At 59.8% G+C, this 16,692-nt stretch carries 13 protein-coding genes; 7 read left to right on the forward strand and 6 right to left on the reverse strand.

Translation table 11 applies throughout. From position 1 onward, the window contains the following. The coding region (locus AAC083_RS08015; RefSeq protein ID WP_146181618.1) for a 2,4-dienoyl-CoA reductase FMN-binding domain-containing protein at window positions 1-1,148 on the reverse strand (1,148 nt) is incomplete at its 3' end. 330 nt (window positions 1,149-1,478) lie between these two features. Between AAC083_RS08015 and sppA the strand changes: the two genes are divergently transcribed. Then, window positions 1,479-3,323, forward strand: a complete 1,845-nt coding sequence (sppA, locus tag AAC083_RS08020; RefSeq protein WP_108536276.1) for a signal peptide peptidase SppA — start codon at window positions 1,479-1,481, stop codon at window positions 3,321-3,323. 262 nt (window positions 3,324-3,585) lie between these two features. Here sppA and AAC083_RS08025 read toward each other — a convergent pair whose 3' ends face one another. Both AAC083_RS08025 and AAC083_RS08030 read right to left on the reverse strand, forming a co-directional pair. Next, window positions 3,586-4,143: an NUDIX domain-containing protein gene (locus AAC083_RS08025; RefSeq protein WP_042035698.1), complete on the reverse strand. Its 558-nt coding sequence runs from the start codon at window positions 4,141-4,143 to the stop codon at window positions 3,586-3,588. 6 nt (window positions 4,144-4,149) lie between these two features. Beyond that, window positions 4,150-4,950: a DUF2989 domain-containing protein gene (locus AAC083_RS08030; protein WP_108536277.1), complete on the reverse strand. Its 801-nt coding sequence runs from the start codon at window positions 4,948-4,950 to the stop codon at window positions 4,150-4,152. Between the two features lie 197 nt (window positions 4,951-5,147). Here AAC083_RS08030 and AAC083_RS08035 point away from each other — a divergent pair, with 197 nt between their 5' ends. Further along, entirely contained in the window at window positions 5,148-6,578 is a 1,431-nt protein-coding gene (locus AAC083_RS08035; RefSeq protein WP_042035701.1) for a glyceraldehyde-3-phosphate dehydrogenase, read from the forward strand. Window positions 6,579-6,617: 39 nt separating this feature from the next. Next, entirely contained in the window at window positions 6,618-6,911 is a 294-nt protein-coding gene (locus AAC083_RS08040; RefSeq protein WP_108536278.1) for a YeaC family protein, read from the forward strand. 257 nt (window positions 6,912-7,168) lie between these two features. Here AAC083_RS08040 and ansA read toward each other — a convergent pair whose 3' ends face one another. Continuing rightward, a complete protein-coding gene (gene ansA, locus AAC083_RS08045) occupies window positions 7,169-8,176 on the reverse strand; it encodes an asparaginase (protein WP_042035704.1) in 1,008 nt (335 codons plus the stop codon). Window positions 8,177-8,651: 475 nt separating this feature from the next. Between ansA and gltS the strand changes: the two genes are divergently transcribed. After that, on the forward strand, window positions 8,652-9,851 hold the full coding sequence (gltS, locus tag AAC083_RS08050) for a sodium/glutamate symporter (protein ID WP_042035705.1): 1,200 nt from the start codon (window positions 8,652-8,654) through the stop codon (window positions 9,849-9,851). A 235-nt stretch (window positions 9,852-10,086) separates the two neighbouring features. On the opposite strand, the gene AAC083_RS08055 is transcribed toward gltS, so the two are convergent. After that, a complete protein-coding gene (locus AAC083_RS08055) occupies window positions 10,087-11,958 on the reverse strand; it encodes a methyl-accepting chemotaxis protein (protein ID WP_108536279.1) in 1,872 nt (623 codons plus the stop codon). Between the two features lie 256 nt (window positions 11,959-12,214). On the opposite strand from AAC083_RS08055, the gene prfB reads away from it, so the two are divergent. Together prfB and lysS are read left to right on the forward strand one after the other, a co-directional pair. Then, window positions 12,215-13,313, forward strand: a protein-coding gene (prfB, locus tag AAC083_RS08060) for a peptide chain release factor 2 (protein ID WP_108536280.1) whose coding sequence is annotated in 2 segments (ribosomal slippage) — window positions 12,215-12,289 and window positions 12,291-13,313 — 1,098 coding nt in all. Because the reading frame shifts where the segments join, the coding sequence is not laid out codon by codon here. A 22-nt stretch (window positions 13,314-13,335) separates the two neighbouring features. Next, window positions 13,336-14,874 (forward strand): lysine--tRNA ligase, encoded by a 1,539-nt coding sequence (gene lysS, locus AAC083_RS08065; RefSeq protein ID WP_108536281.1) that lies wholly within the window; start codon window positions 13,336-13,338, stop codon window positions 14,872-14,874. 105 nt (window positions 14,875-14,979) lie between these two features. Here the strand turns inward: lysS and AAC083_RS08070 are convergent, their stop codons facing one another. Continuing rightward, entirely contained in the window at window positions 14,980-15,801 is an 822-nt protein-coding gene (locus tag AAC083_RS08070; protein ID WP_108536282.1) for a PhzF family phenazine biosynthesis protein, read from the reverse strand. A gap of 190 nt (window positions 15,802-15,991) precedes the next feature. Here AAC083_RS08070 and AAC083_RS22955 point away from each other — a divergent pair. Then, window positions 15,992-16,692: flavodoxin domain-containing protein (locus AAC083_RS22955; protein WP_258224630.1), on the forward strand; the 701-nt coding region annotated here is incomplete at its 3' end.

Below are 16,692 nucleotides of genomic sequence, written 5' to 3' on the forward strand. Positions count from 1 at the left end.
GCCCCCACCACCGCCAGTTTCTTGGGCTGGGGCACGCGGCCAAACGTCAGCTCGGTCTCGAAACAGGCGCGGGGATTGACCAAGCAAGAGGCGCGCTGCTGCTTGAACACATGGTCGAGGCAAGCCTGATTGCAGGCGATGCAGGTGTTGATCTCGTCCGCCCGGTTTTCGGCCGCCTTGATGACAAATTCAGGATCCGCCAGGAAGGGGCGCGCCATGGAGACCATGTCCGCCTCACCACCTGCCAGAATACGTTCGGCCACCTCGGGGGTGTTGATCCGGTTGGTGGTGATAAGTGGCACTGTGAGGTGCTTTTTCAGCTCGGCAGTGACCCAGCTGAAGGCGCCACGCGGCACGCTGGTGGCGATGGTGGGAATGCGCGCCTCGTGCCAGCCGATGCCGGTGTTGATCAGGGTTACGCCGACCTGCTCCAGCGCCTTGCCAAGGGCGATCACCTCTTCCAGGGTCGAGCCCTGCTCCACCAGATCCAGCATGGAGAGGCGGAAGATAATGATGAAGTCGGTGCCGACCCGCTCGCGGATGGCGCGCACTATCTCCACCGGGAAGCGCATCCGGTTTTCATTGCTGCCACCCCAGCCATCGGTGCGCTTGTTGGTGCGCTCGCAGATGAACTGGTTGATGAGATAACCTTCCGAGCCCATCACCTCGACCCCGTCATAACCGGCCGCCTTGGCCAGCGCAGCGGTAGCGGCGAAGTCGCGAATGGTGCCGCGGATCTGCCGCTCACTCATGGCGCGCGGCTTGAACGGGGAGATGGGCGCCCTGAGGGCGCTCGGCGCCAGACTGAACGGATGGTAGGCATAACGACCGGCATGGAGGATCTGCAGCGCTATCTTGCCCCCCTCCTGATGCACGGCCTGGGTCACCTTCTTGTGCTTGGCGACCTGCCAGGGGAAGCTCAGTTGCGAACCGTGGGGCACCAGCCGCCCACGCAGGTTGGGGGCGATGCCGCCGGTGACGATGAGACCGACACCGCCGCGGGCGCGCTCGGCATAGAAGGCGGCCAGCTTGTCAAAGCCGCCCTTCTCCTCTTCGAGGCCGGTGTGCATGGAGCCCATCAATACCCGGTTGCGCAACTGGGTAAAACCGAGATCGAGGGGGGTCAGCAAAGTCGGATAACGGCTCATCATGAACTCCTTTTCGAGGCCGGTGCGCAGGAATCCATACGCAATACCCGGTTCTTGAGCTGGGTGAAGCCAAGGTCGAGAGGAGTCAGAAGCGTAGGGTAGCGGCTCACAAGGCCTCCGGTTAACTTTTTGTTATCAAATTGAAGCTAGAGTAAAGAATCGAAAATGCTTTTTCAAACAAATGTTTGGACATTTTTTCGGCGAACAGACGTGTTCTGAAGCAAGAAAGGACGATGGCGCTGCCGATCGCCCCAAGCGGAAATGGCAATTGGTGGGCCAACTGGTTAATAATGATCCTTCTCTACCCATTAACAGGGCGATAACGCGACTATGTCTATTTTCAAAGGTCTGGGTTGGTTGTTCCGCAGCCTGTGGCGCCTGCTCAATTTCACTCGGCTGATGCTGGTCAATCTGCTGTTTCTCATCGTAGTGCTGGTCATCGTCTACAGCGTGGGCCAGAAAAAAGCCCCTCAGGCCCCCATCGAAGGAGCGCTGACCCTCAATCTCAATGGGATACTGGTGGAACAACGCTCGCAGACTGATCCCACAATGCAGTTGCTGCGCCAGCTGAACAGCAGCGAAGAGCAGCCGGGCGAAATCGTCCTCTCCGATCTGCTGTGGGCCATCAAAAGTGCCAAGGATGACGATCGCATCAAGGCGCTGGTGATCAAACCGCAAGGGCTACAGGGTGCCAGCATCTCCAAACTGCAGGAGGTGACGAGTGCCATCGATGAGTTCAAGGAGAGCGGCAAGCCGGTCATCGCCATGGCCGACTACTACAACCAGGGCCAGTACCTGCTGGCCGCCCACGCCGATCACGTGCTGCTCAACCAGAGCGGCGCAGTGGTGATCGAGGGGCTCGGCGTCCACCAGACCTACTTCAAGTCGGCGCTGGAAAAGTTCAACATCACGCCGCATGTGTTCAAGGTCGGCACCTACAAATCCTTCGTTGAACCCTATATCCGCGACGACATGTCCCCCGAGAGCAAGGAGGCCAACCAGCGCTGGCTGGATCAGCTGTGGCAATCCTATGTGACGGACGTAGCCGGGCAGCGGGAGATAGAACCCGAGGCAGTCGCGCCGACCAAGGATCGCTTCCTCGAACTACTGCGCAAGGCTGGTGGCAATGCTGCCAACTACGCCCTCGACAATGGGCTGGTGGATCAGCTGGCAACCCGCGACGAGATGACCCAGGCGGTCATTAAAGAAGTCGGGGAAACCGACGATCACGGTTGGAAAGGGGTCAGCCTGAAAGAGTACCTGGCCGCTGCGCCCGAGCAGTATCCACAAAGCGGCAAGGATGAGGTGGGTCTGGTGGTCGCCAGCGGTGCCATCATGGATGGCGTGCAGCCTGCCGGTACCATCGGCGGCGACACCCTCTCCGAACTGCTGGCCGATGCCCGTCGCGACGACAAGATCAAAGCTGTGGTGCTGCGGGTAGACAGCCCGGGCGGTAGCGCCTTTGCCGCCGAGCAGATCCGTGCCGAACTGCTGGCCCTGAAACAGGCTGGCAAACCGGTGGTGGTCTCCATGGGCAGCTATGCGGCTTCCGGTGGCTACTGGATCTCTGCCGATGCAGACAAGATCTTCGCCTCCCCCACCACCCTCACCGGCTCCATCGGGGTGTTCGGCATGTTCGCCACCTTCGACAAGGCGCTGGCCCAGTTCGGTGTGCATACCGACGGCGTCGGTACCACCGATTTCGTCGGGGTCGGCCCGACCCGCGCCCTGCCGGATCACGTGGGTCAGGCAATCCAGCTGAGCGTGGAGGATACTTACCAGCGTTTCGTCGGTCTGGTGAGCAAGGGCCGCGGCCTGAGCCAGCAAGACGCAGAGAAAGCGGCCGAAGGTCGGGTCTGGACTGGCGAAGATGCCAAGGCCCTTGGTCTGGTGGACGAGTTCGGTAATCTGGATGACGCCATCAAGGCAGCGGCCGAACTGGCCAACCTCAAGGAGTGGCAGGTCACCCCCATCGAGCAGGAAGAGTCAGCCAAAGACAAGTTCCTGCGCCAGCTGTTCGACAGCAGCGCCCAGGCGCTGGCCCCACACCTGCAAAGCTGGTTGCCCGCAGGCGTTGGCAAGACACTGCAGGAGGTGAACCGCAGCCTGGATCCGCTGACCCGCTTCAACGACCCGCAGGGCACCTACGCCTTCTGCCCGGTCTGCGTGCAGTAATCGTCGACTCGCAAAAAAACCGCCCTTGGACGGTAAGAATGTGAGTCTCAGCCCGCGAGGTAGAAGGGCCAAAGAGTGAGGGAGGCATCATGCCTCCCTCTTTTTATTGGATGCCAGTCAGGGCAAAGCGGTTAGCCACATTGATGCTTTGACCATGGCACCGTTTCTGTTATTCAAACTTTCGAATATTCAGTCACAAAAAATACTTAACTGACTGGCATGACCCTGGGCGGTTTTTTATATCTGCCTCACGGGGCCTGAGTCATGCCAGCAGGCCGGATTCGTGCCAGTGGTGTAACTCGGCCAGCACCCGGGTCTCCCGCGCCGTCCACTGGGGGCAAGGGCCCGCCAGCTGGGTCTTGTTGGTCTGCAGGGCATCGTCCAGCTCGAACCAGCCGGGAGTGAAGCCGAGCCGCACCTCGTAGGGCTGTGGCTGGGGCTCGTTCCAGTCCTCCCCCACTTGACAGAGGTAGTAAAAGGAGCGGATGCAGTAGGCATCATAGTCGGCCTCGCGGGCGGCGCGATACTCCCGCGTTTGCCCGAGCAGGGCACCGATCGCCACCAGCTCGGCGCCACACTCCTCCCGCAGCTCGCGCGCCAGGGCGGCACTGTGGCACTCCCCCTGCTCGATGCCGCCACCGGGAAACATGAGATCGCCGTTGACCCGGGAGTGAACCAGCAGCAGCCGGTCACCGCGCAGGACGATGGCCCTGACGGTGACGCGCTCCAGCTGGCGACCACCGGTGGTCACCTGGCCGTGCAGGAACTGGATGTCGAAGGGGTGAGGCCAGTCACTGGCCAGTTGTTCAATGTGATTCATCAGGATTCAAGGACGGTAAGTCCCGCTTTTTAGCTGCTCGACTATGGTGGCGGCCTGGCTGTCCCAGGCCTCCTGATCGGCTTTGCTCAGGGAGTGATAGAGGCCGAAGCGCTTGGCCGAGACCTCGGGCGTATTCTGGAACGACTCGCTCACCTTGCCCCACAGATAGGCCAGACCGTACTCCTTCTGGCCCATATAGAGGGTGCTGAGAGAGGTGAGGATCCTGCCGTTGACCGCATCCCCTTCCCGATAGAGGGAGAGTGCATGATGCATGAACGCGATGGCCTTCTGCGGCTCGCTCTTGGCATGGATACCTCCCAGCGCCAGCTGCAACTCGGGCTCCTCCAGCACGGGCTGACCCTCCAGCGCCAAGAACTGCTGACGTGCCAGCTCGTTGGTGTTGTTGGTCCAGTGCCAAAGCAGCAGGTAGGGATCCTGCGAGTTGCGGGTAGCGGCATCGAGCTGGGCAAGCTGATCGCCCGCCGCCAGCATTCCCTCCACCCGAGGGCTCTTCTGCTCCCGGGCTGTCTTGTATTCGATATTGGTAGAGCGATCGGCGCACTTGAGGTAACGCTCCAAGCTGCGCATCAAATCATATTTGCGCCTGTCCGTCCCCTCTTCCTGCAGATAGTAGCGAGCCCGAATGATGTCGGTCCGCTCATAGCGACACCAACCGTCGTCCACCAAGTCCTGACAAAGAGTCGGATGATTGGCACAAATGTTGTGGATCCTGTCGTCGTTGCAGGCGGTGAGGGTCAGACCGCAACTGAGGCCGAAGAGCAGGGAACGCGCTGAAAAATGGGTCATGGCTCACATCTTGTTGGTAACAATTGCAGCCTGTCACGGCCACCCTTGGCTAGCAAACAGATTACATATCCATTACAATGTGCGCGCCGTATAAGGCCGCGACTGCAGAATAATATAACGAAATCTACATCCCTACACTGATCTGCATTCGACGAATTTCTATTTGCCCCAACAACGTGAAATAAAGGATCTGGTTAATGACCCACGAGCACTACTTGCAAGCGTGGCAGGAGAGCCAGGAGCTCGCCGAAGCCATGCAACCCTTGATAGGTCGCCTCTACCGACAGCAAGGGATCGAGATCACCGTCTACGGACGTCCCCTGCAAAATGCCTCCACTATCGACATTCTCAAAGCCCACAGAGTCGTTCGCCGTCATCAGGGCGCCCCGCTACCGATCCAACAGAGCTTCCCCCTGCTGCAGGCCATCCTGGCCCTGAACCCGACCGCTGCCGAGATCGATCTGGGCAAGCTGGCGGTCGACTACTGGCAGGATCACCAGGACGAGGCAGGCATAGACGACTACCTGCGCGCCAAGCTGGCACCGGCCCTGGGGCGCGACGTGCCACCGGCCACCGACGTAGTACTGTACGGCTTTGGCCGCATCGGCCGCCTGCTGGCCCGACTGCTGATCGAGCGCACCGGCGCCGCCAACTCGTTGCGTCTGCGGGCCATAGTGGTGCGCGGTGGTCGCGAGGGGGATCTGGAGAAACGCGCCAGCCTGCTGCGCCGCGACTCGGTACACGGCCCCTTCAACGGCTCCATCGAGGTAGATGTGGAGCGCAGCGCCATCATCGCCAACGGCACCTTCATCCAGGTGATCTATGCAAACAGCCCGGCCGACATCGACTACACAGCTTACGGCATTCACGATGCGCTGATCGTCGACAACACCGGCGTCTGGCGTGACGAAGCGGGTCTTTCCGAGCATCTCAAGTCACGCGGTGCCGCCCGTGTGCTGCTGACCGCACCCGGCAAGGGCGAGATGAAGAACGTGGTGTTCGGGGTTAATCACGAGGTGATCGGACCGGATGACAAGATCATCTCGGCCGCTTCCTGCACCACCAATGCCATCACCCCTGTGCTCAAGGTGATGCAGGACAAATATGGTATCCGCCACGGCCACGTGGAGACGGTGCACTCCTACACCAACGATCAGAACCTGATCGACAACTATCACAAGGGGGAACGACGCGGTCGCAGCGCCGCCCTCAATATGGTGATGACCAGCACGGGCGCGGCCAAGGCGGTGGCCAAGGCACTGCCTGAGCTCAAGGGCAAGCTGACCGGTAATGCCATCCGGGTACCGACTCCCAACGTGTCGCTGGCCATCATCAATCTGTCGCTGGAGCAGGCCACAGACCGGGAAAGCCTCAACGCCTATCTGCAGCAGATGGCGCAAAGCTCCGCCCTGCATCGCCAGATCGACTTCAGCGCCAGCACAGAGCTGGTCTCCTCTGACATGGTGGGATCGCGCTTCGCGGGCATCGTCGACTCCCAGGCGACCATAGCCGAAGGGGATCACTGCGTGCTCTACGTATGGTATGACAACGAGTTCGGTTACAGTTGTCAGGTAGTGCGGGTGATGGAGCAGATGGCTGGCGCGGTTCGCCAGGATCTGCCCGTCTGATCCCGCGGTTCATGGCGCAATAGTTCAAGGAGAGGCCGGATGTCGTTTCAACTGGGTGAGTTTCAACAGGCCATCAGACAGATGCCCAAAGAAGTGTATGAGCGGCTCAAGACCGCGGTTGAGCTGGGCAAATGGCCCGATGGCAAGCCCCTCACCGACGACCAGAAGGCCACCTCGCTGCAGGCGGTGATGGCCTGGCAGGCGATGCACATCGACAATCCCGAGCACATGAACATAGGTCGTGACGGCGAGATAGTGATGAAGAGCAAGGGCGAGCTCAAGCGTCAGTATCGGGACGAGGAAGAGATAGTCAGGATCGACCTCAACCACTGAGCCTGACCCGGCAGGCCGCTCGCAGCGGCCACAACAGAGAGGGGAGCCACAATGGCTCCCCTCTCTTTTTCCACTCTCCGCCATGGTAGGGAGGGAGGTCAGAAGCTGTTCACGACCTGTAGCGAGAAGGCGTCAGCAAGGTGAAGAGCAGCGCAGGAACCGGAGCGTATAGATATACGTGAGCCCTCTTGTTCACAAACACGCGAGCAGCACATGAGCCTTGATCACGGCTTCGCAGTAAGGTCGTGGACAGTTTCTCAGGGTGTCAGCTCCCCACGCAGGGATTGCTGCATCAACTCGCGGATTCGCGGCGCTGGCAAGCCCTGGCTCAACAGGAAGTGCAGCTTGGTCAGCGCCGCCTCGGCTGTCATGTCAAAGCCCGAGATGACCCCGGCGCGGGACAGGGCATTCCCGGTAGCATACCCCCCCATATTGACCTTGCCGTGCAGGCACTGGCTCAGGTTGACTATGATGACGCCGCGGGCCGAGGCCTCGGAGAGCAGCGCCAGCATCGCCGGGTTCTGCGGCGCATTGCCCACCCCGAACGACAGCAGGATCAGCGCCTTCACCGGTTGCTGCAATATGTTGGCGATCACCTCGCTGGAGATGCCCGGATAGAGGGTCACCACGCCGATAGGCTGGGGGGTGATGTCGTGCAGCACCAGCGGCCGCTCGGACGGGGCTCCCAGCTCGCCCGCTTCCAGCGAGATGGCGATGCCGGCGTTGAGCAGCGGCGGGTAGTTAGGTGAATCGAAGGCGTGGAAGCCGTCGGCGTGCACCTTCTTGCTGCGGTTGCCGCGATAGAGCTGGTTGTTGAAGAACAGCGTCACCTCGTGGATCGGGTAGTTGGCCGCGATGTAGAGGGCATTGAGCAGGTTCTGCTGACCATCGGAGCGCAGCTCGGCAAGCGGGATCTGGGAGCCAGTGATGATCACCGGCTTGTGCAGATCTTCGAGCATGAAGGAGAGCGCCGAGGCGGTGAACGACATGGTGTCGGTGCCGTGCAGGATCACGAAGCCATCGTATTTCTCGTAGTTGTCTCGAATGTCCTCGGCGATACGCTGCCAGTCCGCCGGGGTCATGTCGGAGGAGTCGATGAGGGGATCGTATTCGTGAATATGGTAATCCGGCATCTCGGGACGATGAAACTCGGGCATCCGCGCCAGACAGTCTTCCATAAAGCCCGCCATCGGCACATAGCCGTGGTCGGAGCGCTGCATCCCTATGGTGCCGCCTGTATAGGCAATGTAGATAGACTTCTTCACACCCTCTCCTCTTTGATGGGCACAACACCCGCGTTAATGGGCTCAATACCCGCAAACCATGAATCCCCATGGGAAACGAACCTAGGTCTTCACATCCAGTCCGTTGCCGCCTGATGGGCTGAAAACTGGCGAATTATAGAGACTGGCGCCCCAAATGACAGCCGTTGAATCGCAGTTACCAGGCATAAACAGACAACCAACCCAATAGTGTTAAATATTATAACAAAGTACAAAACAGACCATTAAACTGACAAATATGGATATATTTGGTGTTTTTTGCTACTATCTGCCAGATTTTTCATAAATCTCATCTGGATGCCTGATTCATTCAGACCCACATAGATCCCATTTTTGCGTGGGACGGGGGGAATATCACCCCTTCTTTGTTGGCACATGAGCCACACTGTTTTTATCCCGGCTGAATCTGTGAGTCTTCATCAACGAAAGACACAGCCAATCAACATGGGAGTACTGAATGCTACAACTTGATTCCTACGCCACCCTGGTCGCAGCCACCCTGGTGTTGCTGCTCGGTCGTTTGCTGGTGACCCGAGTCGGGCTACTGCGAACCTTCAACATCCCGAAACCGGTTGCCGGCGGCCTGGTGGTCGCCCTGGTGCTACTGCTGCTGCGCTCGACCCTGCAGCTGGAGTTGCAATTCGACACCAGTTTGCAGACCCCGCTGATGCTGGCCTTCTTCGCCTCCATCGGCCTCTCCGCCGATCTCGCCAACCTCAAACGCGGCGGCAAAGCGGTGATCACCTTCCTGATGGCAGTGACCGGCCTGCTGCTGATGCAAAACAGCCTGGGGGTGGGTCTGGCGACCCTGCTCGGTCTGGATCCCCACATGGGGCTGCTGGCCGGCTCCATCACCCTCTCCGGCGGCCACGGCACAGGTGCGGCCTGGAGCGCCACCTTCGCCGAGAAGTACGGGGTGCAATCCGCCGCCGAACTCGCTATCGCCTGTGCGACATTCGGCCTGGTGTTGGGCGGCCTGATCGGGGGCCCGGTTGCCCGCTATCTGGTCAAGAAGGTGCAGGTGCCCGGTGCAGAACACAACAGGGATGAGGCGCCCAAGGGCTTCGAAATGCCCGACATGGAGCGCCCGCTCACCACATTCAGCCTGATCGAGACGCTGGCGCTGATCGCCATCAGCCTGAAAGGGGGCGAGCTGTTATCCGCCGCCCTCAAGGGCGGCGCCCTCGAGCTGCCGAGCTTTGTCTGCGTGCTGTTTGTCGGTGTGCTGCTACGCAACCTGTTGACCCTGCTCAACTGGCATGAGGTGAGTGATCGCGAGGTTTCCCTGCTCGGCAACGTCAGCCTGTCGCTGTTCCTGGCCATGGCGCTGATGAGCCTGAAGTTGTGGGAGCTCTCCAGCCTAGCCCTGCCCATCTTCATCCTGCTGGCCACCCAGACGGTGGCGATGGCGCTCTACGCCATCTTCGTCACCTTCCGGGTCATGGGCAGCAACTATGACGCGGCCGTGCTGGCGGCCGGCCATTGCGGCTTCGGCCTGGGGGCCACCCCGACTGCCATTGCCAACATGCAGGCCGTCACCCAGCGCTTCGGCCCGTCCCATCTGGCGTTCCTGGTGGTGCCCATGGTAGGGGCCTTCTTCATCGACATCATCAACGCCATGGTGATCAAGCTGTTTATGGCGCTCCCCTTCCTGTAAACCGCTCAGCCAGACGTGATATGAACAAGAGCCCACCTCATGGTGGGCTCTTTGCTAACCGCCATCCTGGCGGTGCGGCGCCATCGTCCAATGCCCCCCCGGTGACAACGGCAATCATGGGCACCAGCCAGCGTCCCCTGTCATGAAGCAGCCAGACCGCAGATAACAAAAAGCCCCGCACCAAGGTGCGGGGCTTTGTTCAGGATAGGACGCAGGCGTCCCGTCGCATCATCCCTTACAGGATAAAGGTCGAGACCTGCTGGTTCAGATCGGTGGCGCGACCCTTGAGGCTATGGGCCTGATCCAGATCGCGCATGGCAGCGGCGGTGATCTCGTCACTCACATCCTTGATGGCGGTGGTGTTCTGAGTGATCTCGCCAGTCACCTGGGTCTGCTCCTCCGCGGCGGTGGCAATCTGACCCGCCATGTCGGAGATGAGCGACACGGCATGGGTGATCTCTTCCAGCGCGGCGGCGGCGGCATCGGCGTCTTTCACGCTGTTGTCGGCCAACCCCTGGCTGGTCTGCATCAGGCTCACCGCACGTGCCGTGGTCTGCTGCAGTGTTTCTATGGTGGACTGGATCTCCTGGGTGGAGTCCTGGGTACGACGAGACAGCACCCGCACCTCGTCCGCTACCACAGCGAAACCACGACCCTGTTCACCGGCACGCGCCGCTTCGATGGCCGCGTTCAGTGCCAGCAGGTTGGTCTGCTCGGCGATGCCCTGGATGGTGGAGAGGATACCGGAGATGGCTTGGGCGTGACGGCTCAGCTCGCCGATCACCTCGGTCGCCTGCCCCACCTCTTCGGCCAGGCCGTTGATGGACTGGCGAGTCTGGTTCACCAGCAGCTTGCCCTGCTCACTGCTCTGGGCGGATTGCTGGGCGGCAGCAGCCGTGTTTTCGGCGTTGCCGGCGATCTCCATGGTGGCGCTCGCCATCTCGGTGACAGCGGTGGCGACCATGGTCACTTCCTGCTGCTGACGCTGCAACTCGTCCACGGAGGCCTGGTTGGTCACCAGACTGCGCTCGGCATCGGCATTCAGCTCGTTGGCCAGCTTGCGGATGTTGCCGATCAGCTGGTGCTGGCTGCCGACGAAACGGTTGAAGCTGTTGGCCAGCTGGCCCACTTCGTCGTTGGCGTCGATCTTGATGCGCTGGGTCAAATCGCCGTTACCGTCGGCGATGCGGGCCAGGGCCTGGGAGACCTTGCTGAGCGGGCCGAGCAGCAGGCTGACCAGCCAGGAGATGGCAATGATGCTGCCCACCAGCACCAGCAGGGCCAGGCCAAGCTGGGTCATCAGCAGGGAGGAGAGCGGGGCTTCCATTGCGGCCTTGTCCAGCACCAACACCAGTTCCCAGTCGGTATCCGGGATATCCACCACCCACAGCAACTTGTCGCGGCCTTCGTTATCAAAGTAAACCGGCACCAGATCCTTGCTCGACCTACTCTGCTCAATCAGGGCATTGGTCAGATCGTTGTCGATCTCGGTGGCCAGTTTCATCGCCTTGGCAGCGTCCTTGTACGCGATGATGGTACCGTCCTTGTGCATCATAATGGCGAAACCGTCGGCAGGAAGCTGCATCTTGGTCACGTCTTCCACCACGGCATTAATCGCGAGATCCCCGCCAACAACACCTCCATTGACCGGGACAGCGATGGTAAGAATGGTCCCTTCACTCGCGACACCAAGGTAAGGTTTAGTGGTAATCATTGCTCCCTTGCTCATAGCTTCCTGATACCAAGGGCGGGATCTCGGATCATAATTGGATCGGTCTATCGCAGGATTGGAATCATGCATATTGCCACTGCTCTCACCAAAATAGGTGAGCTGAAAGCGACCCGAGACTTGCGCCTGTTGCAGCGCATCGAGGGGCTCGACACTGGCCTTGTTGCCGAGCGCCTGGATCACGTCGCGCCGAGCAGAGAGCCAATCGTGGATCCGTTCAACTTGCTGGCGGCCCAAGCGCTGCACCTGTTCCTGACTACCTTGCAACAGCAGCGCCTTCTGGCTGCTATAGCTCTGCCAGGAGAGCAACGAGATCACCAACGAAAGGGCGATCACCACTGACAACAGTATCTTCTGCTTGAGTGATAGATTGTTCATCATAAGTTCTTCTTATTGAGGTGAGGAGCGGGTTTTTCCCCTAAAAGTGCATAACACTACGTAGTCATTAGCGACCCGCCAGGCCGAAACTGAACCTGAAAATGGGTCGGCGGGCGATATTTTCCACCGAGTTAGGGAAAACTGCACCAGAAATTGACTACAGGACGCCCACAAGGACAGGCGACCCTGTTTATTCCTTCCACAATTGGCTAGAATATCCCGTTTTTAAATCACATCGACCCCGAGAGTTTTCACGATGTTTGAAGTCAATCCTGTATTAAACAAGCTTAAGGAGCTGTCTGAGAGGACCGAGCTTCTTAGGGGGTACCTTTGACTATGACGCGAAGAAAGAGCGTCTAGAAGAGGTCAACGCCGAGCTGGAACAGCCGGACGTATGGAATGAGCCGGAGCGCGCACAGGCGCTGGGCAAGGAGCGCGTCACGCTGGAAAACGTGGTGGGCACCATCGATGCCCTGACCCAGGGCGCCGAAGACGTCGAGATGTTGGTGAGCCTGGCGGTGGAAGGGGAAGACGAAGAGACCTTCAACGAAGCCGTGGCCGAAGCCGATGTGCTGGAAAGCAAGCTGGTGGATCTGGAATTCCGCCGCATGTTCTCCGGTCAGCACGACGCCTCCGACTGCTACATCGACATCCAGTCCGGCTCCGGTGGTACCGAAGCTCAGGATTGGGCCAACATGGTGCTGCGCATGTACCTGCGCTGGGGCGATGCCCACGGTTACAAGCCGGAGCTGATCGAGCTCTCTGACGGCGACGTGGCCGGCATCAAGTCCGCCACCATCAAGTTCACCGGCGAATACGCCTTCGGCTGGCTGCGCACCGAGACCGGCGTCCACCGTCTGGTTCGCAAATCCCCGTTCGATTCCGGTGGCCGCCGCCACACCTCGTTCTGCTCCATTTTCGTCTATCCCGAGATCGATGACGACATCGACATCGAGATCAACCCGGCAGACCTGCGTATCGACGTCTACCGTGCCTCCGGCGCTGGTGGTCAGCACGTCAACCGGACCGAATCCGCAGTGCGTATTACCCACGTTCCGACCGGCGTCGTGGTACAGTGCCAGAACGATCGTTCCCAGCACAAAAACAAAGATCAGTGTATGAAGCAGCTGAAAGCCAAGCTCTACGAGCTGGAAATTCAGAAGCAAAACGCTGAAAAACAAGCCCTCGAAGAGACCAAGTCCGATATCGGCTGGGGCAGCCAGATCCGTTCCTATGTACTGGATGATGCACGCATCAAGGATCTACGTACCGGCGTCGAAACCCGCAATACCCAAGCGGTCCTCGACGGCGACCTGGACAAGTTTATCGAAGCCAGCCTGAAGTCAGGCCTGTAAAAACAGAGCAGCAGGAATCACCATGTCTGAACAAACCACAACTCCGGAAGTAGACCACTCTCTCGAACTGAACAACGAGATGACGGAGCGTCGTTCCAAGCTGGCCGCCTTGCGCGCCCAGGGCAACCCCTTCCCCAACGACTTCCGTCGTGACAGCCTCTCCGGCGATCTGCACGCCGAGTTTGGCGACAAGAGCGCCGAAGAGCTGGTGGCCTTGGGTAAACAGGTGAAGATTGCCGGTCGCATCATGACCCGCCGGATCATGGGCAAGGCGTCCTTCGCTACCCTGCTGGACATGGCTGGCAAAATCCAGGTCTACGTGACCCGTGACGACCTGCCGGAAGGTTTCTACAACGAGCAGTTCAAGAAGTGGGATCTGGGGGACATCGTCGGTGTCGAAGGCACCCTGTTCAAGACCCAGACCGGTGAGCTCTCCGTTCACGTTTCCGATATCCGCCTGCTGACCAAAGCGCTGCGTCCGCTGCCCGAGAAGCACAAAGGCCTGACCGATCAGGAAGCGCGCTGCCGTCAGCGTTACCTGGATCTGATCGCCAACGAAGAGTCCCGCAAGACCTTCGTGATCCGCACCAAAGTGGTTGCAGGCATCCGCAAGTTCTTCAACGACAAGCAGTTCATGGAAGTGGAAACCCCGATGATGCAAGTCATCCCGGGCGGTGCCTCCGCGCGTCCGTTCGTCACTCACCACAATGCGCTGAACATCGACATGTACCTGCGTATTGCACCCGAGCTCTACCTGAAGCGTCTGGTGGTCGGTGGCTTCGAGCGTGTTTACGAGATCAACCGCAACTTCCGTAACGAAGGTATCTCGGTGCGTCACAACCCCGAGTTCACCATGATCGAGTTCTACATGGCCTATGCCGACTACATCGATCTGATGGACCTGACCGAAGAGTTGCTGCGCACCCTGGCGCAGGACATTCTGGGCGACACCCAGATCCGTTACGCCAAAGAGGGCGAAGAGGGTCTGACCATCGATTTCGGTCAGCCGTTCCAGCGCCTCACCATGGTGGACTCCATCCTGAAGTACGCCGAGGGCGTGACCCGGGAAGACCTCACGACCCTGGAGAGCGCTAAGGCCGTTGCCAAGCGTCTGCACATCGAGCTGATGAAAGGTTGGGAGCTGGGTCACGTGATCACCGCCATCTTCGAAGAGACCGTGGAGCACATGCTGCTGCAGCCGACCTTCATCACCGAGTACCCGGCAGCTGTCTCTCCGCTGGCCCGCCGCAACGACGTGAACCCGGACGTCACCGACCGCTTCGAGTTCTTCATCGGTGGCCGCGAGCTGGCCAACGGCTTCTCCGAGCTGAACGATGCAGAAGATCAGGCCAAGCGCTTCCAGGATCAGGTTGATCAGAAAGAAGCAGGCGACGACGAAGCCATGTTCTATGACGCCGACTTCGTCACCGCGCTGGAACACGGCCTGCCGCCGACTGCCGGTCAGGGTATCGGTATCGACCGTCTGGTCATGCTGTTCACCAACAGCCACACCATTCGCGACGTCATCCTGTTCCCGGCCTTGCGCCCGCAGCAAAAATAAGCCCGGTACGCAGGCCTGGCCTGCGCCTCGATGGCAATGAAACGCCCCGCAACTGCGGGGCGTTTTTTATGGCGAAGGTAGCCCGGTAGCGAGCCCTCGAGATAGTCACACGCTGGCACCTAATGGGGTAGGTGGCAGCAACCACTCCCCCTGCCACAGGGTCAACCCCTGACCCGCCATCAATACCCGCTCGCCCCGCAGCTCCAGCCTGAGATCACCGCCTCTGGACGAGACCTGACGGGCCCGCAACTGCTGCCTGCCGAGCCGTTCAGCCCAGAAGGGCATGAGAGCGCAGTGGTTGGAACCGGTGACAGGATCCTCATCCACCCCGACCCAGGGGGCGAAGTAGCGGGAGACAAAATCGTCATCCGCCCGGCTCGACGGGGCGGTGACGATCAGCCCCCGTCCCGGCAGGGCACGCAGGGCATGGAAATCAGGCGAAAGAGTACGGATCTCCTCTTCACTTGCCAGCTCTAGCAAGAACTTGGCCCCGGCCGCCAGGGTCTGTCGTGGTTGGCAACCGATCGCGGCAGCATAGGCGGGATCCAGCGTCAGTGGCGTCAACGCGATACGCGGAAAATCGAGCCAAATCCACTCCCCTTCGCGCCGGGCCAGCAGCTCACCACTGCGGGTCTCGAAGCGGATCGTCTCGTGTGCGGCTACTGCCCCTGTCTGCCACAACACATGGGCAGCTGCCAAGGTGCCATGACCGCAGAGATCAACCTCGACTGTCGGCGTGAACCAGCGCAACTGGTAATGGGCCCTGCCAAGTTGCACCAGAAAGGCAGTCTCAGAGAGGTTGAACTCGGCCGCCATCGCCAGCTGGCTGGCATCCGGCAGGGCGGGTCCCAGTACGACCACCGCAGGATTGCCACCAAAGGGCTGCTGGCTGAAGGCATTGACATGAAACAATCTAATATTCGACATTGCACTTCCTGTGTTATCAAGTAGCACTCATTTAACGCCCTTTATACCACGATCCTCTTTTGCTGCGGGCGCAAGCGTGCCCCACCCCCTTTTAATGCATTAATAGAATAAAGAAGACATTTTTATTCTTTGTTGTTATTGAACACGCCCTTTAATCTGACCAAAAATCAGACCATGGAAGACGTGTGTGATGCAATTGAAGGATTCTCTGACCAACCTAGCCCCCCTCTCTGATGAACAACAACGTCAGTTGAACCAGGCGCTCTCGACCCTCAATACCCAGCAACTGGTCTGGGTGAGCGGCTATCTCTACGGTCTCTCCCAATCCGGCAGCCAGCCAGCGGCGGCCAGCGTTGCGCTGGCGGCGCCCGGCGGCAGTCTGACCATTCTCTATGGATCCCAGACAGGCAACGCCAAGGGTGTCGCCACTGCCATCAAGGCGCAGGCCGAAGCCCGTGGTCTGCCGGTCACGCTCACCTCAATGGCCGACTACAAACCCAAGCAGCTCAAGAAAGAGAGCCACCTGCTGGTAGTAGTGAGCACTTACGGGGAGGGTGAGCCGCCGGAGAGCGCCGTCGATCTGTTCGAACAGCTTAAAAAAGGCAAGATTGGCAAACTGGACGGGCTCAAGTTCGCCGTGCTGGGGCTGGGTGACAGCTCCTACGAATTTTTCTGCCAGACCGGCAACGATTTCGACAACTTCCTCGCCACCGCAGGGGCTGAGCGGATTTATGAGCTCGCGAGCCTCGATGTGGATTATCAGGATGCGGCCAAGAGTTGGGGCGAGCAGGCACTCAACGCCATTGCCGCGACGCTCACCACCGGCGCAGCCAGCAGCAAGGTGGCAAGCGCGGTGCAGCAGGCGGTAGGCCTGAGCCACTACAACAAGGA

The sequence above is a fragment of the Aeromonas sp. HMWF014 genome (assembly GCF_963878295.1).
In the GTDB taxonomy this organism is placed as follows: domain Bacteria; phylum Pseudomonadota; class Gammaproteobacteria; order Enterobacterales; family Aeromonadaceae; genus Aeromonas; species Aeromonas popoffii.